At 69.5% G+C, this 22364-nt stretch carries 18 protein-coding genes; 4 read left to right on the forward strand and 14 right to left on the reverse strand.

The window, feature by feature from the left end:
- Positions 1–56: 56 nt before the first annotated feature.
- Positions 57–1430: a class I tRNA ligase family protein gene (locus ACYVIO_RS29695; protein ID WP_460654214.1), complete on the forward strand. Its 1374-nt coding sequence runs from the start codon at positions 57–59 to the stop codon at positions 1428–1430.
- Entirely contained in the window at positions 1427–1807 is a 381-nt protein-coding gene (locus ACYVIO_RS29700; RefSeq protein WP_460654215.1) for a hypothetical protein, read from the forward strand. Before ACYVIO_RS29695 ends, ACYVIO_RS29700 begins: the two co-directional genes overlap by 4 nt.
- On the opposite strand, the gene ACYVIO_RS29705 is transcribed toward ACYVIO_RS29700, so the two are convergent.
- From ACYVIO_RS29705 to ACYVIO_RS29760, 12 genes are all read right to left on the reverse strand, one after another.
- Entirely contained in the window at positions 1795–3225 is a 1431-nt protein-coding gene (locus tag ACYVIO_RS29705; RefSeq protein WP_460654216.1) for an alkaline phosphatase PhoX, read from the reverse strand. The genes ACYVIO_RS29700 and ACYVIO_RS29705 overlap by 13 nt on opposite strands.
- 163 nt (positions 3226–3388) lie before the next feature.
- Positions 3389–4009, reverse strand: coding sequence for a nucleotidyltransferase family protein (locus ACYVIO_RS29710; protein ID WP_460654217.1), 621 nt, complete (start codon positions 4007–4009; stop codon positions 3389–3391).
- Between the two features lie 53 nt (positions 4010–4062).
- Positions 4063–4998: a 4-(cytidine 5'-diphospho)-2-C-methyl-D-erythritol kinase gene (locus tag ACYVIO_RS29715; RefSeq protein WP_460654218.1), complete on the reverse strand. Its 936-nt coding sequence runs from the start codon at positions 4996–4998 to the stop codon at positions 4063–4065.
- 50 nt (positions 4999–5048) lie between these two features.
- Positions 5049–5933 (reverse strand): 16S rRNA (adenine(1518)-N(6)/adenine(1519)-N(6))-dimethyltransferase RsmA, encoded by an 885-nt coding sequence (gene rsmA, locus ACYVIO_RS29720; protein WP_460654219.1) that lies wholly within the window; start codon positions 5931–5933, stop codon positions 5049–5051.
- A gap of 34 nt (positions 5934–5967) precedes the next feature.
- On the reverse strand, positions 5968–7083 hold the full coding sequence (locus ACYVIO_RS29725) for a ubiquitin-like domain-containing protein (protein WP_460654220.1): 1116 nt from the start codon (positions 7081–7083) through the stop codon (positions 5968–5970).
- A gap of 218 nt (positions 7084–7301) precedes the next feature.
- The gene (locus tag ACYVIO_RS29730; RefSeq protein ID WP_460654221.1) at positions 7302–7916 is read right to left on the reverse strand and encodes a nitroreductase family protein; all 615 of its coding nucleotides are present in this window, start codon (positions 7914–7916) and stop codon (positions 7302–7304) included.
- A complete protein-coding gene (locus tag ACYVIO_RS29735; RefSeq protein WP_460654222.1) occupies positions 7916–8827 on the reverse strand; it encodes a TatD family hydrolase in 912 nt (303 codons plus the stop codon). Before ACYVIO_RS29735 ends, ACYVIO_RS29730 begins: the two co-directional genes overlap by 1 nt.
- Positions 8828–8841: 14 nt before the next feature.
- Positions 8842–11082, reverse strand: coding sequence for a hypothetical protein (locus ACYVIO_RS29740; RefSeq protein ID WP_460654223.1), 2241 nt, complete (start codon positions 11080–11082; stop codon positions 8842–8844).
- Between the two features lie 85 nt (positions 11083–11167).
- The gene (locus ACYVIO_RS29745; RefSeq protein WP_460654224.1) at positions 11168–13411 is read right to left on the reverse strand and encodes a hypothetical protein; all 2244 of its coding nucleotides are present in this window, start codon (positions 13409–13411) and stop codon (positions 11168–11170) included.
- A gap of 80 nt (positions 13412–13491) precedes the next feature.
- The gene (locus ACYVIO_RS29750) at positions 13492–13917 is read right to left on the reverse strand and encodes an SRPBCC domain-containing protein (protein ID WP_460654225.1); all 426 of its coding nucleotides are present in this window, start codon (positions 13915–13917) and stop codon (positions 13492–13494) included.
- 64 nt (positions 13918–13981) lie between these two features.
- Positions 13982–15727, reverse strand: a complete 1746-nt coding sequence (gene metG, locus ACYVIO_RS29755) for a methionine--tRNA ligase (protein WP_460654226.1) — start codon at positions 15725–15727, stop codon at positions 13982–13984.
- A 62-nt stretch (positions 15728–15789) separates the two neighbouring features.
- On the reverse strand, positions 15790–16695 hold the full coding sequence (locus ACYVIO_RS29760; RefSeq protein ID WP_460654227.1) for an NADP-dependent oxidoreductase: 906 nt from the start codon (positions 16693–16695) through the stop codon (positions 15790–15792).
- A gap of 155 nt (positions 16696–16850) precedes the next feature.
- Here ACYVIO_RS29760 and ACYVIO_RS29765 point away from each other — a divergent pair, with 155 nt between their 5' ends.
- Positions 16851–18164, forward strand: a complete 1314-nt coding sequence (locus ACYVIO_RS29765) for a LuxR C-terminal-related transcriptional regulator (RefSeq protein WP_460654228.1) — start codon at positions 16851–16853, stop codon at positions 18162–18164.
- A gap of 3 nt (positions 18165–18167) precedes the next feature.
- Here ACYVIO_RS29765 and metG (ACYVIO_RS29770) read toward each other — a convergent pair whose 3' ends face one another.
- Positions 18168–19745, reverse strand: coding sequence for a methionine--tRNA ligase (gene metG, locus ACYVIO_RS29770; protein WP_460654229.1), 1578 nt, complete (start codon positions 19743–19745; stop codon positions 18168–18170).
- A gap of 32 nt (positions 19746–19777) precedes the next feature.
- Positions 19778–20632 (reverse strand): 16S rRNA (cytidine(1402)-2'-O)-methyltransferase, encoded by an 855-nt coding sequence (rsmI, locus tag ACYVIO_RS29775; protein ID WP_460654230.1) that lies wholly within the window; start codon positions 20630–20632, stop codon positions 19778–19780.
- Between the two features lie 174 nt (positions 20633–20806).
- On the opposite strand from rsmI, the gene ACYVIO_RS29780 reads away from it, so the two are divergent.
- Positions 20807–22357 carry a dolichyl-phosphate-mannose--protein mannosyltransferase gene (locus ACYVIO_RS29780; protein WP_460654633.1) on the forward strand — a complete coding sequence of 517 codons (1551 nt, stop codon included), beginning with the start codon at positions 20807–20809 and terminating at the stop codon, positions 22355–22357.
- The last annotated feature ends 7 nt before the right edge of the window (positions 22358–22364 follow it).

Raw genomic sequence — 22364 nt, forward strand, 5'->3', positions numbered from 1 at the left:
GGTGGCAACAGTCACCGGGCCGGCACAGCCCACCGGCCTCCCCTGGATGGAGTCGCATGAGCACCACGACGAGAACCGGCGCCACCGTTGTCATCGTCCCGCCGGCGACCGCGAACGGCCCGCTGCACGTCGGGCACCTGTCCGGTCCGTACCTGGCCGCCGACATCGCCGCCCGCGCGGCCCGCGCCCGCGGCGAACGCGTCGTCACGACCGCGGGCTTCGACGTGCACCAGAACTGGGTGCTGACCCGCGCCGAGAACGAGGGCGTCGACGTCGAGAAGCTCGCGGCGTCGTACCGGAACGAGATCGTGGCCGCGCTGGACGCGGCCCGGATCCAGTACGACGTGTTCCTGAATCCGCAGAGCCCGTCGTACCAGCACGGCGTCACGACGCTCGCCGCCGACCTGACCGAGGCCGGGCGGTTTCCCCTGCGGGAGTTGACGTTGCTGGCCTGCGCGGACTGCGACCGCACGCTGCATCAGTCGTACGTCGTCGGCGAGTGCGCGTGGTGCGGCGCGGAGGCCGCGGGCGGTGGGTGCGAGGGCTGCGGCGGCTACACGTCCGCCGAGAACCTGGTCGACCCCAAGTGCAACCGGTGCGGTGGCGAGCCCCGCCCGTTCCTCGCCACCGTGCCGGTGCTGCCGATGGAGGACTACCGCGACGAACTGGTCGAGATCTGGCTGCGCGGCGAGTTGCCCGAGCGCGCGCGCCGGATCGTCTCGCACTACCTGGAGCACCCGCTGCCCGACGTACCGATCGCGTACCCGACCAACTGGGGTCTGCGCGGTACCGGGCCGCACGAGGGCCTGCGGCTCGAGGTGTACGCCGAGGTCGGGCTCAGCACTGTGTACGGCGTCGCGCAGTCGCTGCGGCCGGGTGCGCTCGGGCTGGAGGCGACGGCGGAGGCCTGGTCCGAGGTCGCGTCGCTGTGGCACTTCAACGGGATCGACAACGGGTTCTACTTCGCGCTGTTCTGGCCTGCTGTGTACCTGGCCGCCGGAGTGCCCGCCGACGCGATCGGCGGGGCGCAGGTCAACGAGTTCTACACCCTCGACGGGGAGAAGTTCTCGACCAGCCGCAACCACGCGATCTGGGCGAACGACTTCCTCACCGACGAGGACGTGGACATCGTGCGGCTCTACCTGGCGTGGGACCGGCCGGACCGGTTCGCGAGCGACTTCACGCTGTCGGCGTACCGGGAGTTCGAGGCGTACGTGCGGCCGCTGCTGGACAAGGCGCGGGACTCGGGGCCGGACGCCTCTGACGCGACGCTGCCGGCGACCTTGGCTGCCGCGGATGTCACGCGCGGGATGGCGGCGCTCGGGCCGCGGCGGTTCGACCCGGCGCTCGCCGTACGGGCTGTGCTGACCGGCATGGCCGCGAGTGCGCCGGGCGTCGAGGCGCTGCTCTCGATCCTGACCGGCCGATGAGCGTCGAGTACGACGGGCGCGTGTTCCGCCCGCTGAACAACCCGCCGGGCTCGCCGACCGGGCTCTACCGGCAGCGCGGCAACCTGATCTGGGCCGAGTTCGGCGGCGGCCGGCTGCACTTCGGCCGGCTGGTCGGGACCTGCGACGAGAGCGGGACCATCACCGCGACGTACTGCCAGCTGGCGACCGACGGCTCGGTGACCGCGGGCAGCCTGACCAGCGTGCCCGGCCGGACCGACGAGGGGGTGCTGACGCTCACCGAGCACTGGCACCGGCTCGACGGGTCGAAGGGGATCTCGGTAATCGAGGAGGTCGACGCTTCGTTGGCGCCGCCCTCCCCGCTCACCATCGAGGTTGCTCAGCCTCAGCCGAGGTAGTCGCGCCAGGGGCCGGTGATCGCGAGCGTGATGCCCGGCGTCTGGATGTTGACGAACAGCACCTTGCCGTCGTCGGAGAACGTCGGGCCGGTGAACTCCGAGTCGTTCAGCATGTTGCGAGCGATCGCGTACGTCGGACCGCCCGGCGTCGAGCTCAGCACGTGGCTGCTGGCCAGGCCGTCCTCGGCGAGGACGAGCGATCCCCACGGCGTGACGGTGACGTTGTCCGGAGCGTCGAAGTTGAAGTCGTCGTACTTCGCGGCGGCGCCCTGCTCGATGGCGGGGTTGGCCGGGAAGTAGGTGACCAGCTGGATGGTCCCGGACCTGTAGTTGTAGAACCAGATCATGCCCTCGTGCGGGATGCCGTCGGCCGGGATGTCCGTCGTACCGATCTTGGCGAACGAGTTGACGACGTACACGCCGTCGTCGGTGCCGTAGACCCCCTCGAACTTCTTGCCGCGGGTGACCTGGCCGTCGGTGAACTGCTTGCGGGTGGAGACCGAGACGGCGTCACGGTCGGGCACCTTCACCCAGGCGACGCGGAACGGACGCAGCAGCTGCGCCGAGGTCAGGTAGGCGACGTCCGGGATCGGCTTGCCGTCGTCCCCGAGGATCGCCATCGCCTCGAGCGTGCCGAAGTTGACGTCGGCGAGGTCCTTCCAGCTCCTGGAGCTGAGCCGGTAGCCGCGCGGGGCGCTCCACCGGTAGAACAGCCCGTTCGGGCCGGACGCGTCCTCGGACAGGTAGATGTGCTGCCGGTCCTGGTCGATCGCGAGCGCCTCGTGCGCGTACCGGCCGAGCGCCTTGAGCGGGACCGGGTGCGCGGTCTCGCCGTCGCCCCAGACCTCGAAGACGTACCCGTGGTCCTTCAGGCGGGTCGTCCCGTTCGCCTTGTTCTCGGTCTCCTCGCACGTCATCCAGGTGCCCCACGGGGTGGGCCCGCCCGCGCAGTTGGTGAGGGTGCCGGAGATGCCGACCCACTCACCACGGTTCTTGCCGTTGCGGTCCACGGAGATGACCGTGCAGCCGCCGGCCGAGCCGACCCCCGCGTCGTACACGGTGCCCTTGATCGGCGGTACGCCGAGCGGGTCGTTCGCGCCGACCTCGTGGTTCTGGATCAGCAGGTAGTCGCGCCCGTCGTCGAACACCGCGGTCCCGTCGTGCAGCCCCGGCGTCGGCTGACCCGACTTGAGCTTGGTCTCTCCCGCCCGCGTCACCACCGTGTACTTGAACCCCGGCGGCAGCGCGAGCACCCCCTTCGGGTCATCCATCAACGGCGGGAACGGCTTGTGCTGAGGAAATCCCCCACGCCGCTCCCCCGGCGAAGCCTCAGCCAGCGAAGGCACAGCCCCCACCGCCGCAAACCCGACCCCACCCACAGCAGCCCCACGCAAAACAGCCCGACGATCCAAGGACATGGCGACCCTCCATAGCGCATGACGGCGCCCCCCAGACGCCTTTGAGCCTCGATCCTGTCCACGCCGATCGGCCACCGGGCAAACACCAGTTGAACAACTCCACGCTCACAACCGGTCGCCCACCAGAACTCTTAGATCAACCACCAATACATCGACCGGCTCCCTACTCCGCGAGGAGACGCTGAACCGACTCGGGAACCGTCAGGTCGGGAACTTCCGACCGCCTGTCCGAGAGCGCGCGACGCAGCAGCGTCACGTCGACCGATGCGGTGTCGATCGCGGCGATCGTCGCGTGAATCCGGGCATCCTGCTGCCGGGCGACCATGGTGGCCAGCTGCACCTCGACCGGAACGGTCGGCACGGGCTGCCCGTGGCTGTTCAGAGTCTCCCGCTCGTGCCAGACCAGTAGCGCGCGGGTCTCCATCATCCGGGCGGCCACGGCGGGCGCGTCGATGTGCGCCAGCTCGACCTTGACGCCGTCGATCATCCACTTACCAAAGGTCCACCGTTCGCCGGCATGCTCGAATCGAAGCGCCGGCTCTGCCGCGGTGCTGACCCAGTCAGCGGGGTCCTGAGACTCGACCAGCGGCCCGTCCGGCGTCGGCAGAACCGCCGCAGCCCGAGCCACATCACCGGCCTCGAGCACGGCGATGTCAATGTCCCCCGGAACGATCTCCACTCCGTGCAGCGCTGTCGCCGCACTGCCCACGAGCATCCACTCGATGCGAATGCCGTTCAACTGCTCGGCAACGTTCGTCAGTACGGCGGTCCACGGAGCGCTCATACCCGCAGAGGTTAGCCACAGCCACCGACATCCTGCGTTCTCTCTGTTCTTCTCTACCTGTTGACCGCGGCCGGGAGGATTCGAGCGCCGGGGACTGGGCCTTCGGCTTGGCGGACCATGCGGCAGAGGCCGGATTCGGCCAGTTCTACGGCGAGGTCCACCGCTCGGCGGCTGTCGGCGGCCAGGAAGAGGCAGGTGGGGCCGGAGCCGGAGATCATGGCGGCCAGGGCGCCTTGGTCGAGGCCGAACTGGAGAGTGGCGGCCAGCTCGGGGCGTAGGGAGAGGGCGGCCGCCTGGAGGTCGTTGCTTACGGCAACTGCCAGGGCGGCGGGGCGGCCGGAGAGCAGCGCTGAGAGGAGCTCGGGGCGGACCTCGGGGGGCTCGACGCGGCGGAGGGGGCGGAGGCGGTCCAGCTCGCCGTACACCTCTGGAGTCGACAGGCCGCCGTCGGCGATGGCGAAGACCCAGTGGAAGGTGCCTCGGGACATCACCTCGGTGACTTGCTCGCCGCGGCCTTGGCCCAGGGCGGTGTGGCCGACGAGGCAGAAGGGGACGTCGCTGCCGAGGTCCGCGGCCAAGTGCTGGAGCTCCGACTGGGCCAACTGGAGGCCCCACAGGCGGTTGCAGGCGACGAGGGTCGCGGCGGCGTCCGTGGATCCCCCGGCCATTCCACCCGCGACCGGGATCGTCTTGCGGATGCTCAGGTCGACGCCGACCTCGACGTCGTACTCCGCCTGCAGGAGCCGAGCAGCCCGTACGGCGAGGTTCGAGTCGTCGGTCGGTACGTCGACGGCGAAGTCGCCGACCACCTCGACGGTGATGTCGGCGTCGTCGCGCAGGGTCGCGGTCACGTCGTCGTACAGCGCGACGGCCTGGTAGACCGTCGCCAGCGGGTGGAACCCGTCCGGGCGCGGCGGACCGACGGAAAGACCGAGGTTGATCTTCGCCGGCGACCGCACCGTGACCTGGGCTGATGGTGGCACGGCCACACCCTAAGACATGTGTTGCCTGCTCGCAGTCGCAAACAACACGTGGAGCGTTAGGAGAGTCGCTGCTTCGCGTCAGCCAGTGCGGCGAACTCCGTGATCCCCAGCATCTCCCCGCGCAGCCCCGAGTCGATCCCTGCCGCGGCAAAGACCTCGTCCAGCAGTTCGCGCTCCGGCGTCCAGCGCGCGAGCGCCGACCGGATCGTCTTCCGGCGCTGCGAGAAGGCCGCCTCGATCACCGCGAACACCTCTTCACGGGAGGCGGTAGTTGCCGGTGGCTCCCGTCGCGTGAAGGCAACCAGTCCGGAGTCGACGTTCGGCGCCGGCCAGAACACGTTGCGCCCGATCGGACCGGCTCGGCGTACGTCGGCGTACCAGGCGGCCTTCGCGGACGGTACGCCGTACGTGCGCGACCCCGGCGGCGCGGCCAGGCGGTCGGCGACCTCGGACTGGACCATCACCAACCCGTGCCGCAGCGACGGCGCGATCGCGAGCAGGTGCAGCAGGACCGGTACGGCGACGTTGTACGGCAGGTTCGCCACGCACGCCGTCGGCGTTCCAAGAACATCAGCCTGAACCTGCATCGCGTCCGCCTCGACCACCGAGAACGACGAGGCCTGCCCCGGCGCGTACGTCGCGATCGTCGACGGCAGCGCCCCGGCGAGTACCGGGTCGATCTCGACCGCGATCACGCCGTGCCCGGCGGCCAGCAGCGCCAGGGTCAGCGATCCCAGCCCGGGCCCGACCTCGAGCACGGTCTCGCCGGCCTCGTCCAGGTCGGCGGCGCGCACGATCCGGCGCACGGTGTTCGGGTCGATGACGAAGTTCTGGCCGCGCTGCTTGGTCGGGCGGATCCCGAGCGACGCGGCCAGCGAACGCACGTCCGCCGGACCGAGAAGCCTCGGTCCGGCGGAAGTGGACGAATCAGCGCTGGTCACACCGGTCAGTGTGTCAGGCCCTTGCTCGAGAACGTCACGCGCGCTTGCCGCAGACCGGCCAGTCGCCGTAACCGCCGCGCGCCGCGCGGACCTTCTCGGCGATCGCGATCTGCTGCGCCTTGCTCGCCTGGTAGGCCTCGGGGGCGTACTTGTCGCCGCCGTAGGCGACCCAGGTCTGCCGGCTGAACTGGAGACCGCCGGAGTACCCGTTCCCGGTGTTGGTCTTCCAGTTGCCGCCGGACTCACACTCGGCGATCCGGTCCCAGGCACCGGTGTTACCGGTGGCCGGCTCGTCTTCGGACGTCTCGTCGTCGGCCTTCGGCTTGGTCCCGACGGTGACGAGCTCGTCGACCGCCTCGGAGACGGTCTTGCTGGTCAACGTCTTGGTGGTGACGAGCTTGCCGTCGACGTAGGTGAGCAGGTAGTCGACCGTCTTGCTGCCGGCCTTGCCGGGCTTGGTCGTCTTCTTCTCACCCTCGGTCAGCTCGGCCGACTTGGTCTCCTTCTTGCCGAAGGCGATCGCCTCGGTCTTGGTGACCTTCTTGACGTCGACCTTGACCACGGTGATCCGGTTGACGCCCGGCTTCAGCACGGTCGCGACCGCCGGGGTGATCCGGTCGTCCTTGTCGTAGCCGACCTTCGCACCGGTCAGCGCCTCGCCGACGGTCATCGCCATCGACTTCACCGAGACGACCTTGCCCTGACGGACGAACTGCACGGTCTTGGGGGTCCGGACCTCCAGCGACAGCCCTTCGCGCCCGATCGGGGCGCTGCGGCTGGTGGACAGGAACGCGCCGTCGTAGCGCAGTCCCAGGTCGGTCAGCGCCTCGTTCACGCTGTCGGCCGTGGTCCAGAAGTTCTTCTTGGAGCCGTCTTGGTTGACCGTCAGCTGGCGGCCGTACTGCACCGCGATCTCCTGACCGTCCTGCAGCTTGGCGTCCAGCGCCGGCGCGACCAGATCGCGGTCTCCGACCTGGATGTCCTTGGCCTTCAGGGCGTCGGCAACGGTCGATCCGAAGGTGTGCACCTTCTGGACCTGGCCGTCGATCGACAGACTCACCGTCTTGCTCTTGCTCGCATAGGCCACGCTGCCGCCCACGACGGCGATCGCAGCCGTCGCACCGACGACCGCAATGATGGACTTACGCACTCATGCTCCCAGGTAGGGCTACCCGGGCACGGGGTCCGACAGCACTGGCAGACACCGTGAACGCCGGGCCTTGTGGGCCCGGAGAGCTGGGTCTCCGCCGAGGGGCGTGCTGTCCGGAACCTTCCCCGATCCCGGCCAACATCACGAGACAGTAACGAAGAAGTCCCGAGAGCGCCAATCCTCTCCCCCGGCGTGGCGGAAATGGTGTAACGGGCCGACTACCCGGCGTGTCGACCCCACTGGCCACGATGCACCACTTCCGCCGTACTCCGACGCCCTCGACGCAGCGACGGCGACCTTCTGTCGGGCGCCGGGTAGCCGATCGAGATCACCCCGACGAACTCCAGTTCCTCCGGTACGCCGAACTCGGCCTTCACCGCCGGCAGCAGAGCGCTCGGTACGCCGAAAAAGCACGCTCCCAGGCCTTCGTCGACCACCGTCTGCAGCATCAGCAACGACGCCATCCCGGTGTCCACGAACCAGTACGGCGCCGCCCAGCGCGACTCGTCCCGATCGGTCCGGCCCTTGTCTGCTTCGGCGTACCGGTCGAGGTACGCGGCCTTGTCGGCGAAGGCCAGGATCAGCAGCGGCGCCCGGCGCAGTCCTGTGACCCATCGCACATACTTCTCGTCCACGTCGGCGGCCGTGATCGCCCAGTAGCGGTCCCGATCGGCGCCTTCCAGGGTCAGGAACGCCCACCCCTGGCTGAACCCGGCCGACGGCCCGCGCAGCCCGTTCGCCAGGATCCGCTCGCGGACGTCGTCGGGAATCGGGCGCGAGTCGTCGTAGTCGCGCACCATCCGGCGCCGCCGGACGACCTCCGAGAACTCCACTACCAGCGGCCGCCGAACGCGCGGAAGGCGTTGTCGGTCAGCGCGCCGCACAGCTCGGCCACCGAGATGTTCAGGACGCCGGCCATCTTCCGGACGGTGTGCGGGATCAGGTACGACGCGTTCGGCTGCCCGCGGTGCGGCGACGGCGTCAGGTACGGCGCGTCGGTCTCCACCAGCACCCGGTCCAGCGGCGTGACCGCGAGCGCGTCCCGCAGCGACTGCGCGTTCTTGAACGTCACCACGCCGGCGAAGCTCAGGAACGCGCCACGCTCGACGCACTTGCGCGCGAACTCGGTGTCGCCGGAGAAGCAGTGCATCACCAGCCGGTCCGGAACGCCTTCCCTGTCGAGGATCGCGAGGATGTCGTCGTGCGCGTCGCGGTCGTGGATCATCAGCGTCTTGTCGAGCCGCTTGGCCAGTTCGATGTGCGCCGCGAACGACTCGTGCTGCGCCGCCCGCCCGTCCTCACCGGTCCGGAAGTAGTCGAGCCCGGTCTCGCCGATCACGCGAACCTTGGGGGAGCTCGACGCCAGCCGCTCGATCTCCGCCAGCGCACTGTCGAGTTCGCCGGCCTGCTTCAGCTTCGGTGCCTCGTTCGGGTGCAGAGCAACGCCCGCGATCAGGTTCGGGTGCTTCTCAGCGGCCTCGACCGCCCACACCGCACCCGGCAGATCGCAACCCACCTGGACGATCCGCGTCACACCGACCGACGCGGCCAGCTTGATCGCCTCGGCCGCACTCAGCCAGTTCCCGTCCTCGCCGTCGGCGATGTCCAGGTGGCAGTGCGCGTCCACCACAGCCATCGGCAACTGATCGGGCACCGCCGGCCGGGTCCGGTCCCGCGACCGCCCGTCCTCCCCGATCGCCGCACGCTCCCTGGTCGGCCGCTCGACCTCCACACCGTCAGACATGCCACCCAGCCTACTTAGTCCAGGCGGTAGATCTTCACGTCCTGGTTCTCGTACGCCGGTACGCCGAGCTTCGGCGAAACCGGACCGGCCCGCCGGTCGGCGATGATCCAGTCCACACTCGCGTGGTCACGCAGTCTGGTCAGCAGCTCAGGCGTAGGACTCTGTACGGCGGCCAGGCTGTCGGCCAGCCGGTCCGGCCAGGGTGGCGGCAGCGACAGGTAGCTCCTGGTGTGGTGGGTCGCCGCCAGGTTCTGCGGCGCATAGGCCCAGCCACCGAGGTACTGCTGGACTCCACTCAGTCCGGACACCCAGTACGCGTCGTTCGGACAACCAGGGCGGTAGCGCGTCGGCATGCAGAAGACGTTGCTCACGGCCACGTCATCCGGTCCGGCGTGCTCGCGCAGCCAGAGCATCGCCTCCTGCTCCGCGCGGGTCAGGTAGATCCGAGTGCCCTGGCCGGTGGTGAACGGCCGGTCGATCACAGCGCCGTACGACGCCACTGCCAGGTACGTCGACTGCGCCGGCAGACTGGACGCCGCGATGAAGCAGGTCGCGTAGACCACCAGTGCGCGAGGCCAGTGCCGCGGTGCGACGACCCGCCGGATCAGGAGCGCGCTGACACCAGCAGCGACGACCAGCACCCCGGCCGGCCCGAGCAGGTCGAGCGCTGCCTCCTTCTGGTTGGTCACCACCACAGTCGGCCAGACCTGCTTGAGCACCACCGCCGCACCGATGCCACCGGCCAAGCTGACGGCCAGCGGGACCCACACCTTGCGGTGCCGGACCTCCTCCCCGAGCACCCGGGCGACGAGGGCGACCACCACGACCGGTCCGAGGTGGATGACGGTCCGGAGGAAGTGGTACTCCGAGTAGCCCGTGTGCGAGAACACCAGGGTGATCGCGGCACCGGTGACCACGCAGGCCGCCGCCCACCAGTACGCCGGGTCGCGCCTGGTCGGGTGGAGCATGATCCCGACGACCGCGAGCAGCCGCGGCAGGCTGAGCACGCAGTACCAGGCGACCAGCACAGCCGCGAAGTACCAGAGCCCGCCGTCCGCAATCCCCGGCACCACCACTCCGCCGTACGTCGGGAAGGAGCTGTCGCCGGTCACCACTCCGTAGTACGGGAGCACCCGCAGCGCAGCGAGGAACTGGACCCGGCTGCCACCAGTGCTGCCGGTCAGCGTGGAGGTAGCGGCCAGGAACAGCCCACCGCACAGGAGGCCCAGAACGACCACCCGCAAGGGGAAACGGCGATCCACCAGCCAGCAGGCCACCCCTCCGACTGCACAGCCCACCGCCATGATCGGCAGCAGCGTCGGCTTCGTCCCAGAGGCCAGGACGAGCAACATCACCAGTGCGATCCAGGTGCCCTTCCCGGCCTGCCTGCGGAGGATCAGCACCGTCGGACCGACCAGCCCGAGCATGATGACGGCCGCCAGCGTCCCGGTCGGCCCCTGGATGCTCAGCGCACCGGCCATGTCGACTCCGGGCTCGTCGGTCAGCCGCAGCCCTCCCGCAAAGACACCGGACACCAGACCGGCGACCGGTCCGGCCCACCGGGCACCGCTGAGCAGTTCCCCCGCGGCCCAGCCGGCCAGGACGAAGGTCAGCGCCATCGTCATCGGCCACTGGTGCAGCAGGACCTCCGGTGCGCCGACACCAGACACCTGCCCGTGCGCGGCCATCAGCGCGTTGGTGAACCAGTGGTAGATCAGCGGCTCACCAGCAGCCGACAGGTCAGGCGGTACGACGTGCTTCTCGAGCGCCTCGACCAGCCCGAGCTGGAACCACACGTCCTGGTGCCTGCCGAACTGAGCCGGCGGCAGCGGCACCAGCCGCAGCAACTCGACGAACACCCGCACGGCGGCCAGGACGAGGCCCAGCACCATCACCGGCAGCCAGGTGATCCGCTCCGGCGACCTCCGGCGTACCAGCGGGAGTAGGGCGAGCACCAGGCCGACCGTGGCCATCCACTGCTGGCGTGGGTAGCCGACTCCAGTGAAGATCGCCCAGACACCCAGCGCCCAGGCCAGGCCGAGCGCTGAGCCGAAGCCGAGGTCCTGCGCCCACGAGCGGCCGCCGGTGAGCGTCCGCCAGAGCAGCGTGCCGGGGAGCAGCACCAGTACGCACCAGGTGGCCAGGTATCGGGCCGTGGCAGCCGCCGGATGACCTATGCCGTTCAGCAGCAGGATGACGACCAGCGGCACCGCAGCCCACAGCACCAGCTGCCGCAGTGCTCGAAAGGCCGTCATACTGAATAGATGCCTGAGCAGCGTAAAAGCTTGCTTGTGTTGCCAACCCGTGATCAAAGGCCGCCGGTGGTTGCAGCTTTTGACATCAGCGCAGGCGGTAGATCCGGATGTCCGCGTTCGCGTAGACCCGCTCGGCCAGGTGGTCGAGGGCTGGTGAGACCGGCCCGGCGCGCAGGTCGGCGATGACCCAGTCGACGCCGATCTCCTTGTGCAGCTTGGTCAGCAGGGCCGGCGTCGGACGGCGTACGGCGTCCAGGCTCTGCTGGAGGCGGTCCGGCCAGGGCGACGGCTGGGTCAGGAAGCTGGTCTTGTTCTGCGTCGCCTCGAGGTTCTTCGGGGCGTAGGCCCAGGCGCCCAGGTACTGCTGGACGCCGCTCAGCCCGGAGGTCCAGAACGCGTCGTCCGGGCAGCCCGGGCGGAAGCGCGACGGCATGCAGAAGACGTTGCTGACCGCGACCTCACCGGGCTTGGCGTGCTCGTCGAGCCAGATCATCGCCTGCTGCTCGTTCTCGGTCAGGTAGGTGCGGTCCTTCTCGTCGGCGACCACCGGACGGCCGGAGACCGAGCGGTACAGGTTGCTGGAGAGCTCGATGACCTGATTCGGCAGACCGGCCGCGAGGACCAGTGCGATCACCTGCAGGAGGACCAGCGGCTTGGAGCGCCGTTTGGTCAGGAAGACCACGACCAGGCCGACCACGGCAAGCACCTGGAACGGTACGACGAGCGCGACGATCGCCCGGCCGACCGTCGTCGGCACCTCGGGTACGTGGAACCACAGCAGCCGGATCAGCAGCGCCGTCGCGAAGCCTGCGACCCCAGCGACCAGGATCGGCCGCCAGCGGGTCGTCGCGTCGACCAGAGTGGAGGCGACAGCGACCGTGCCGACCACTCCGAGCGCTGTGACGGTCCGGAGGAAGTGGTACTCCGAGTAGCCCGTGTGGGAGAACACCAGCGTGACGCCTGTCCCCGCAACGACACAGCCGGACAGCCACCAGTACGCCGGGTCGCGGCGCGACGGACTGGTCGTCGTACTGAGCAGGGAGAGCAGGCGGGCCGAGTTGATCAGCAGGTAGTAGGCCAGCAGGCTTGCGGCGAACAGCAGCAGCCGCGGCTCACCAGTGGCGATCGACGGCAGCACCCAGCCGCCGGTCGCCGGGTAGGAGTGGTCACCGGAGACCGAGGCGTAGAAGGGCTGCACGCGGAGCGCTGCCAGGATCTGGATCCGGCTGCCGCCCGTGCTGCCGGTCAGGGCGACTGTGGCCGCCAGGAAGAACGTACCGGCCAGGGCACCGAGTGCGACGATCCGCCAGGGCAGTTTGCGCTCGGTGACCCAGGCGAAGAGGCCGACCACGACCGAGCCGGCCAGCATGATCGGGAGCACGGTCGGCTTGGTGCCTGTCGCCAGAGCGATCATCAGGGCCATCGCCAGCCAGGTGCCACGCGTGGCCTGCTTGCGCAGGATCAGCACGGTCGGGCCGACCAGTCCGAGCATCACGAGGACAGCCAGCGCGCCGGTGGGGCCCTGCACGACCTGGGCGGGCGACACCTCGACCATGGGCTTGGCAGCGAGCTGGAGCGTCCCGGGGAGTGCACCGGTCAGCAGGCCGGCCACAGCTCCGACCCAGGTCTTGCCGGTCAGCGCCTCTCCCGCAGCCCAGCCCGCCAGGACCAGACTGATCACGAAGGTGATCTGCCACTGGTGCATGAGCACGTGGGACGGCTCGACGTTCGCCATCACCGACTGACCGGCCATCGAGGCGTTGGCGAACCAGTGGTAGATCAGCGGCTCGCCCAGCACCGACGGATCAGGCGGGGTGATGTCGTGCTTGAGCACCTGGATCAGGCCGAGCTGGTACCAGTAGTCCTGGTGCCGGTCGAACGCGATCGGCGGCAGCGGCCAGACCCGGAGCAGGCCGACCACGGTCCGCACCACGGCGAGCAGCAGCAGCGCAGCCATCGCCGGCTGCCACCAGCCCGGCCCCGGCTGCCACGTCACTCGCCGCCGCAGCGCCGGTACGGCGAAGAAGACGACGTAGAACCCGAGCGCCGGGAGCCACTGCAGACTGGGCACGCCCAGCCCCGTACAGGCCACCCAGACGAGCAGCTGCCAGCAGATGCCGATCACGGCGCCGAACCCGAGGTCCTGCGGCACCGACCGCCCGCCGGCCAGCACCCGCCAGATCAGGACGCCGGGCACGAGGACCGTCAGCAGCCAGGTGATCAGGTACCTGATGGTCTCCGTGATCGGGTCTCCGACTCCGGCCATCATCAGGACCGTCACCACAGGCAGGGCGATCCACAGGGCGGGCCGAAGCACACGCACGGACATCAGAGGTTTCTGCTACTCCCACCAGACAACAAGTCGTCGCAGCTTAACGAACCCCTGAACGGGCCTTCACACGGCAGTCCTCAGCCTGACTCGGCAACCTTTTTCACGCCCTGGACGAGCATCTCCCACATCCCGCGCGAGTGCTCGGCCTCCTCCTCGGAAGCGTTGTTGTCCTGGCTCAGCGACAACGACGTCGGGCCGTCACCACTCAGCTCGTACGTGAGCGTGTGGTAGTTCTCCGGTACGTCGGGCTGCCCGCCGAGCGGGCTGTAGTGCGTCACCTTCAACAGCCGGCCCGGCTCGACCTCCAGCACCTCGCCCTTGTCCTGGTACGCCTTGCCCTCGTACTCGCCGCTCCAGGTGATCGGGCTCCCGACCTTCCAGTCGGTCTCCAGATCGGCCCCGAACATGAACTCCTTGGTCGCGACCGGGTCCAGCAGCACCTCCCAGACCCGCTCCGGCGACGCCTCGATCTCGACTCGCGCAGTGGCCACGTAGCCAGTCATATGTCCTCAACTCCTTCTCCCCCGACGGTAGGCCGGTACCCATCGGGGGTCTTGGAGAAAAGCGTCACGCCAGCCGGGCGAGTTCCTCGTCCACCACCGACGGCGCCAGCTTCGCGAACACCGGCCGCGGCGCAGCCACCGCAGTTCCCGGTACGACGGCCTGCGGCGCCCACGGCGTCGTACTGGAGTAGTCGCCGGTGATCACCGGATAGCCGGGTCCTCCGTCCAGGTCGGCGACCTCCCGGATCTCCGGGCGGTCGGTGATCGCGCCGGTCCCGCCGAGCGTCTCGTGCACCTGCTGCGCCGCGTGCGGCAGGAACGGCGCCAGCAGCCGGTTGGTGTCGCTGACCACCTGCGCGGCGACGTGCAGAATCGTGCCCTTGCGCTCCGGGTCGGACTCCTTCCAGGGCGCCTGCTGGGACAGGTACTGGTTCGCGTCCGCGGCGACGCGCATCGCGGCCCCGATGCCCTGCCGGAGCCGCTGGTGTTCCAGGTGCTCGCCGACCACGCCGTACGCCGCCCGGCTGCGCGCGAGCAGGTCGTGGTCGGCCGTGGTCAGCTCACCGGCCGCCGGGATCGCGCCGAAGTTCTTGGCGATCATCGAGGCGGTCCGGTTCACCAGGTTGCCCCAGGTGCCGACGAGCTCGTCGTTGTTGCGGCGGACGAACTCGGCCCAGGTGAAGTCGGTGTCCTGCGTCTCCGGCCCGGCGGCCGCGATGAAGTAGCGCAGCGCGTCGGCGCCGTACCGCTCGAGCACGTCGCGGACGTAGATCACGACCGACCGGGACGAGGAGAACTTGCGGCCCTCCATGGTGAGGAACTCGCTGCTGACGACCTCGGTCGGCAGGTTCAGTACGCCGTACGGGCCGGGGTTGCTGTTGTTCGCGAGCAGCTCGGCGGGCCAGATCTGGGCGTGGAAGGTGATGTTGTCCTTGCCCATGAAGTAGTACGAGCGCGCGTCCGGGTCGCACCACCAGGCGCGCCACGCGTCGTCGTCGCCGGAGCGACGGGCCCACTCGATGCTCGCCGAGAGGTAGCCGATCACCGCGTCGAACCAGACGTACAGGCGCTTGTTCTCCCAGCCGGGCAGCGGGACCGGGATGCCCCAGTCGATGTCGCGCGTCATCGCGCGGGGACGGACGTCGGCGAGCAGGTTCGTGGCGAACTTGAGGACGTTCGGGCGCCACTCGGTCCGGGTCTGCAGCCAGGAGCCGAGCTGGTCGGCGAGCGCCGGCAGGTCGAGGAAGAAGTGCTCGGTCTCGACGAACTTCGGGGTCTCGCCGTTGATCCGGCTATGCGGGTCGCGGAGGTCGATCGCGTCGAGCTGGTTGCCGCAGTTGTCGCACTGGTCGCCGCGGGCGCCGTCGTACCCGCAGATCGGGCAGGTGCCCTCGATGTAGCGGTCCGGCAGCGTGCGGCCGGTCGACGGCGAGATCGCGCCCATCGCCGTCCGGGGGATCAGAAAGCCGTTACGGTGAACGGTTCTGAAGAGTTCCTGGGCGACGGCGTAGTGGTTGCGCGTGGTGGTCCGGGTGAACAGGTCGTACGACAGGCCGAGGCCCTGCAGGTCCTCGACGATCACCCGGTTGTACCGGTCGGCGAGCTCGCGCGGACTGACGCCTTCGCGCTCGGCCTGCACCAGGATCGGCGTCCCGTGCTCGTCGGTCCCCGACACCATCAGCACGTCGTGACCCATCATCCGCTGGTACCGGCCGAACACGTCCGCAGGAACCCCGAACCCGGAAACATGCCCGATGTGCCGAGGCCCGTTCGCATAGGGCCAAGCCACCGCGGCAAGGATGTGAGTCATGGCCCGACTGTAGAACCGCACCGCGGGCCGGGCGACCGGTTAAAGTCGCCCGACCCAGGCTGTCAGGGAAGAAGAACCAGCTTGCCCTTCGCGTGACCGGCCTCGGAGATCTCCTGCGCCTTGGCAGCTTCAGCAAGAGCGAACGTCTCAGCAATGCGCACCTTCAGCTGACCGTCGGCAGCGAGCTGCAGTTGCTGGGTCAGCCAGCCGCGCGCGATCTCCGGATCCGTCCCACCGGCCGACACCTCGATCCCCAGATCCCCAGCACTCATGTCCGCGATCGTGACGATCCGCTCGGTCCCGCCGCGCAGGTCGATCGACTCCTTCAGCCCACCCTGCCCCGCAGCATCGAAGACAGCGTCGACCACCGGCGCCACCGCACGCACCCGATCGACCAGCCCATCGCCGTACGCAACCGGAGTCGCCCCCAGCGACCGCAGGTACTCGTGGTTCGCCTCAGACGCCGTACCGACAACCGTCACCCCAGCAGCAACCGCCAACTGCACAGCCACAGCCCCGACAGCACCCGCCGCACCGTGCAGCAGCAGCGTCTCCCCCGCCTTCACCTGCAGCAGGTCGAGCACCCGCTGCGCCGTCTCACCAGCAACCGGTACTGCGACCGCCTGCTCGAACGACACCCCAGCCGGCTTCCGTACGGCGTTCCCGAGCAGCGCGTGCTGCGCGTACCCACCCGTCGCCGACCACCCGACCACCTCGTCACCCACGGCGAACTCGGCACCCTCGCCGGCCTCGTCCACGACCCCCGCGATCTCGGACCCCGGAACCGCCGGGAACGTGGTCGGCATCATCGCCTCGAACCACCCGCGGCGGACCTTGTAGTCCATCGGGTTCACGCCGGCCGCCAGGACCTTGATCCGGACCTGCCCCGGTCCGGCGTGCGGCGCGTCGATCTCGCGGCTGCGCAGCACCTCGGGACCACCGAACTCCTCGAACACGACCGCTTCCATCAGATACCCGTCCTTAGGTAGTTGAGCTCTCAATCAAGCCTCTTCGAGTTCAAGCGTGGACCCGTCACCGGTATTCCCGACTGGCCTTTCGGCCAGCTGTCCGCAGTCCGAAAGAACGGCCAGGTGGATAGGTCAACCGCCGTACGCTGGCCACCATGGAGAACTCCGAGGCCGTGACCGTCCTGACCGCCGCCGCGCGCCTGGTCCAGGTCGAGCCGCCGCAGATGATCGCGGCGCTCTCGGAGACCCTGGCGACCGCCGTCCCGCACCGCGCGGTCGCGCACCTCACGCCGCAGTGCGCCGGTTCTCCGCTCAGCGCCACCGGCGACCCGCAGATCACCACCGTGATCACCGGCGCCGAGCTCGCGCCGTTCATCGGCTCGGTCACCGCCGGCCAGCCCTGGCAGGGCGAGGCGCGGATCGGCGGCAGCGAGGAGACCGTGCTCGCCGTCGCCAGCGACCACGCTCCGCGCGGCTCGGTCCTGGCCTTCGTCCTCGAGCCCGGCCACCGGGTCGCCGACGAGACGCTGCCGCTGATCCAGTCCCTCTGGGACGTGGTCACCGCGCACTTCAACCGGCTCACCCTCGAGATCGAGCCGAGCGTGCTGGCCCAGTCCCGCGCGGTCGCGATGGCCCGCGAGGTGGTCGCCGCCGAGCTGTCCGACGCCCATACGGCGACGCTCGCGGCATTGCTCGGCGTACTGCGGAACCGTCAGATTGACGACGCCGCAGCCCGTACGACGGCCGTCGACCTCGCACTCAACGCGCTCGCCGACCTCCGCACCGACTCCCAGCGCGACCGCGCCGACGCCGGCGAGGAACCGGCCGGCCGCGCCTTCCAGCGCCTGGCCGACTCACTGCACACCCTGCTCCGGCACCTCCCGGTCGAGCTGGAACTGGATGCCCCCAGCAACGACCGCCTGCTCCCGTCGGACCTCGCCCACGCCGCCCGGGTCGCCGTGCGCGCCGCCGTACTGGCAATGCTCGGTCAGGACGGCGTACGCCGGATCCGCGTCGGCTGGCGCATCAACCCGACCGGCCTGCAGGCAACGGTCCGCGACGACGGCCCCGGCGTACTGGACGACCGCCTGGACCTCGGCCGCATCGCCGAACGCCTCCGCGCCCAAGGCGGCCGCCTCGACGTCGAAGCAGTCCCCGGCTGGGGCCTGACCCTCCGCATCATGCTCCCGGTCGCGCTCTCCGACGTAGCCAAAACCGCCCGAGCTCTCACCACCACGCTCTCGGCGGCAGGCAAGATCCTCACCGCCGAACCGCTGGCGGCCCTGGGCCAACGCGAGCTCGAGGTCCTCGAACGCCTCGCCCTGGGCCACCGCAACCGAGTGATCGCCGACAACCTCCACATCAGCGAGTCCACGGTGAAGTACCACGTAGCCAACATCCTCACCAAGCTGGCCGTCACCAGCCGAACCGAAGCCGCCGCCCTGTACCTGGCAACGGCTTCGGCCTGACTACTAGGCCTCTTCGGTCAGCCGCGGGAAGAGGGCGTCGCCCTTGGTGAGCGTGGAGCCGGCGGGGAGCTGGCCCCAGGTGCCGGCGTCCTGGACGCGCTGGTCGGCCAACGCCCCGAGCTTGGCCTCGGCGCCGAGCAGGGTCCACAGCTTGGCGGCGGTCTTCGGCATCGTCGGGTGGTGCAGTACGGCGACCGCCCGCAGGACCTCGGCCGACGTGTAGAGGATCGTGGCCAGGCGCTCGCGCTGGGCCTCGTCCTTCGCGACCTTCCACGGCTCCTGCTCGGAGACGTAACCGTTGACCGCGCCGACGAGGTCGTTGATCGCAGCCAGGGCGTCGTGGAACGCGAGCGTGTCCATCGCCTTGTCGGCCGTCGCGACCGTCTCGGCGAGCTTGTCCGCGAGGACCTGCTCGGCCGGGCCGTGGTCGGTCGGCTCGGGCAGGACGCCGTCGAAGTACTTGCCGACCATCGCCGCGATCCGGGACGCCAGGTTGCCCAGGCCGTTGGCCAGCTCCGAGGTGTAGACCGCGTTCAGGTGCTCCCAGGAGAACGAGCCGTCCGACCCGAACTGGATCGTGCGCAGGAAGTAGTACCGGAAGGCGTCGGAGCCGAAGTGGTCGGTGATCTCCTTCGGCGCGATCGCGGTCAGCTTCGACTTGCTCATCTTCTCGCCGCCGACCAGCAGCCATCCGTGCGCGAAGACCTGCTTCGGGACCGCGACCTCGGCGGCCATCAGCATGGCCGGCCAGATCACCGCGTGGAAGCGGAGGATGTCCTTGCCGACCAGGTGCACGTCAGCCGGCCACAGCTCCTCGAACCGCTCCGGGTCGGTGCCGTAGCCCGCGGCGGTGACGTAGTTCAGCAAGGCGTCGATCCACACGTACAGGACGTGCTTCTCGTCCCACGGGACCGGGATGCCCCAGTCGAACGTCGACCGGGTGATCGACAGGTCCTGCAGGCCCTGCTTGACGAACGAGACGACCTCGTTGCGCGCCGAAGCCGGCGCGACGAAGTCGGGCTGCGACTCGTACAGCGCGAGCAGCTTGTCGGCGTACGCCGAGAGCCGGAAGAAGTAGTTGGTCTCCGAGACCGTCTCCAGCTCGGTGCCGTGGATCATGCACCGCTGGGTGCCGTCCTCGTCGGTCCGGATGTCCGCCGGGAGCTTGAACTCCTCGCAGCCGACGCAGTACAGGCCCTCGTACTCGCCCTTGTAGACGTCGCCCTTGTCGTACAGCTTCTGCCAGAACTCGCGGACCCGCTCGGTGTGCCGCGGCTCGGTGGTCCGGATGAAGTCGTCGTAGTCCACGTCGACGTCGACCCAGGCCGGCTTCCAGGCCTCCTCGACCAGCTTGTCGGTCCACTCCTGGGGCGACATGCCCTGGGCCTGGGCGCTGCGCAGCACCTTCTCGCCGTGCTCGTCGGTACCGGTCAGGTACCACTTGCGCTCGCCGCGCTGGGCGTGCCAGCGGGTCAGGACGTCTCCGGCGACCGTCGTGTAGGCGCTGCCGATGTGCGGCGCGGCCGTGACGTAGTAGATCGGCGTGGTGACGTAGTAGGGCTTCGCTGACAATTCCGGCATGCCTCAAGCGTAGTGCGCCGGGCCAGCGTGTTTTACCGGGGTTGGCGGGCAGCCAGTACGGCGTCGTACACGGTCCTCTTCGGTACGCCGTACCGCTTGGCCACGTCGGAGATCGCCTGCTTGCGCGGCGTACCGGCCTCTTCGTCGACGGCCACCTCCGCGGCCAGCTCCTCCGGCCCCAACTTGCGCGCCGACGGATCGACCCCGGCGACCACCACGGTGATCTCCCCGCGCACCCCGTCCGCCGCCCAGGTCGCCAGCTCCCCGACCGGGCCCCGCTTCACCTCTTCATACGTCTTCGTCAGCTCCCGGCACACCGCCGTACGCCGGTCCGCCCCGAACGCCTCGGCCATCGCCTCCAGCGATGCCGCCAGCCGGTGCGGCGCCTCGAAGAACACCATCGTCCGCCGCTCCTGCGCCAGGTCGGCGAGAACCTTCCCCCGCTCCCCCGCCTTCCGCGGCAGGAACCCCTCGAAGCTGAACCGATCCACCGGCAACCCGCTCAACGCCAACGCCGTCAGCACCGCCGACGGCCCCGGCACGGCGGTCACCTGAATCTCCGCCTCGATCGCCGCCGCAACCAGCCGATACCCCGGGTCCGACACGCTGGGCATCCCCGCGTCGGTCACCACGACAACGGTCTGTCCCTCGACCAGCGCAGCCACCAGCTCAGGCGTCCGCTCCCGCTCGTTCCCCTCGAAAAAACTCGTCACCCGGCCGCCGACCACGATCCCCAACTCGCTGGTCAACCGCCGCAGCCGCCGCGTGTCCTCCGCGGCCACGATGTCCGCCGACGACAGCACCCGGGCCAGCCGAGGCGTCGCGTCCCTCAGATCCCCGATCGGAGTCCCCGCCAAGATCAGTCGCCCAGTCACGCGAGCCATCATCGCAGCCCGCCCCGGCGGTGTGGGGAGACGGTTGACCGGGGGCTCCGTACGATGGCGGGCGTGACTGCCGTGATCGATGACCAGGGTGCGGCTGCCGCACCGGCGCGGGAGACGCTCGGACGGGACGCGTTCGGGCGGGAGCTGCCACCGGTGAAGCAGCGGCTGTACCCGCCGATGCCGCGGGACTTCGAGGGCGGCTGGATCGCGACGCTGGCGATCACCGCGCTCGCGGCGATCCTGCGGTTCTGGAACCTGGGCAACCCGGTCAAGTTCGTCTTCGACGAGACGTACTACGCCAAGGACGCGTACTCGCTGCTCAAGTTCGGGTACGCCCGGCAGTTCATCGACAAGCCCGAAGGGATCGCCGACAAGCAGATCCTGGCCGGCAACCTGGACGTCTTCAAGGACACCCCGAGCCTGACCGTGCACCCCGAGGTCGGCAAGTGGATGATCGCCGCCGGTGAGCACCTGTTCGGGATGAACACGTTCGGCTGGCGGTTCATGCCGGCCCTGTTCGGCACGCTGACCGTGCTGCTGGTGATTCGGACCGTACGCCGGATGACGCGCTCGACGCTGATCGGCGCGATCGCCGGTCTGCTGCTCGCCGTCGACGGCCTGCACTTCGTGATGTCGCGGGTCGCCCTGCTCGACATCTTCCTGGCGTTCTGGCTGGTCGCGGCGATCTCCTGCCTGGTCGCCGACCGCGACTGGACCCGCCGCCGGCACGCCGATTCCCTCGACGACGGCACCGGTCCCGGCGCACGGCGTGCGGTCGGCCGGCTGCTGCTGCTCCGCCCCTGGCGGATCGCGGCCGGCGTCTGCTTCGGCCTCGCGCTCGGCACCAAGTGGTCGGCGGTCTGGGTGATCGCGGGCTTCGGGATCCTGGTCTTCGCCTGGGACCTCGGCGCGCGGCGCGCGATCGGCGTACGGCACGCGTTCTGGCGGTCCGCCGTCGTCGACGGCATCCCGGCGTTCCTCAGCATCGTCCTGGTCGCGCTGGTCACCTACACCGCGACCTGGACCGGCTGGCTGCTGCACGACAACGCCTACGACCACGACTACGCCTCGAAGAACCCGGCGCACGGCGTGATGAAGGTCGTGCCCGACGACTTCCGGTCGCTGATCCACTACCACCAGGAAGTGCTCGCCTTCCACACCGGCGACTACATCAAGAACGCGACCCACCCGTACTCGTCGCACCCGGCCGGCTGGATGATCATCGCCCGCCCGATCGGGTTCGACGCGGTCAACGACATCAAGCCCGGCACCAACGGCTGCGAGGCCAAGCAGGGCACGAACTGCCTGTCGGTGATCTCCGCCGTCGGTACGCCGCTGCTCTGGTGGGGTGGCGCCCTGGCGCTGCTCGCGGCGCTGGTCCTGTGGGTCGCCCAGCGCGACTGGCGCTTCGGCGTACCGATCGTCGGCTACCTGACCTGCTGGGTGCCCTGGTTCTTCTTCGACGACAGACCGATCTTCTTCTTCTACGCCGTGACGATGATCCCGTTCACGGTGATGGCGGTCGCCCTCGTCCTCGGCAAGATCCTCGGGCCCGCCAAGACCGCCTTCCAGGCCGCCACGCCACGACGCCTGATCGGCAGCGCGGTCGTCGGCGCCTTCGTGGTCCTGGTCGTCCTCAACTTCGCCTACATCTGGCCGATCCTCACCGACCAGGTCCTCCCCCACCCGGACTGGCTGAACCGCATGTGGTTCAAGTCCTGGATCTAGCCGGTCC

The organism is Kribbella endophytica (assembly GCF_054781295.1).

Excerpts from the sequence above, each read along its gene's own strand:
- ACYVIO_RS29695 (WP_460654214.1), top strand. The coding sequence starts at position 57 with ATGAGCACCACGACGAGAACCGGCGCCACCGTTGTCATCGTCCCGCCG.
- ACYVIO_RS29700 (WP_460654215.1), top strand. The coding sequence starts at position 1,427 with ATGAGCGTCGAGTACGACGGGCGCGTGTTCCGCCCGCTGAACAACCCG.
- ACYVIO_RS29705 (WP_460654216.1), bottom strand. The coding sequence starts at position 3,225 with ATGTCCTTGGATCGTCGGGCTGTTTTGCGTGGGGCTGCTGTGGGTGGG.
- ACYVIO_RS29710 (WP_460654217.1), bottom strand. The coding sequence starts at position 4,009 with ATGAGCGCTCCGTGGACCGCCGTACTGACGAACGTTGCCGAGCAGTTG.
- ACYVIO_RS29735 (WP_460654222.1), bottom strand. The coding sequence starts at position 8,827 with ATGTCTGACGGTGTGGAGGTCGAGCGGCCGACCAGGGAGCGTGCGGCG.
- ACYVIO_RS29740 (WP_460654223.1), bottom strand. The coding sequence starts at position 11,082 with ATGACGGCCTTTCGAGCACTGCGGCAGCTGGTGCTGTGGGCTGCGGTG.
- ACYVIO_RS29745 (WP_460654224.1), bottom strand. The coding sequence starts at position 13,411 with ATGTCCGTGCGTGTGCTTCGGCCCGCCCTGTGGATCGCCCTGCCTGTG.
- ACYVIO_RS29750 (WP_460654225.1), bottom strand. The coding sequence starts at position 13,917 with ATGACTGGCTACGTGGCCACTGCGCGAGTCGAGATCGAGGCGTCGCCG.
- metG (WP_460654226.1), bottom strand. The coding sequence starts at position 15,727 with ATGACTCACATCCTTGCCGCGGTGGCTTGGCCCTATGCGAACGGGCCT.
- ACYVIO_RS29760 (WP_460654227.1), bottom strand. The coding sequence starts at position 16,695 with ATGGAAGCGGTCGTGTTCGAGGAGTTCGGTGGTCCCGAGGTGCTGCGC.
- ACYVIO_RS29765 (WP_460654228.1), top strand. The coding sequence starts at position 16,851 with ATGGAGAACTCCGAGGCCGTGACCGTCCTGACCGCCGCCGCGCGCCTG.
- metG (WP_460654229.1), bottom strand. The coding sequence starts at position 19,745 with ATGCCGGAATTGTCAGCGAAGCCCTACTACGTCACCACGCCGATCTAC.
- rsmI (WP_460654230.1), bottom strand. The coding sequence starts at position 20,632 with ATGATGGCTCGCGTGACTGGGCGACTGATCTTGGCGGGGACTCCGATC.
- ACYVIO_RS29780 (WP_460654633.1), top strand. The coding sequence starts at position 20,807 with ATGCCGCGGGACTTCGAGGGCGGCTGGATCGCGACGCTGGCGATCACC.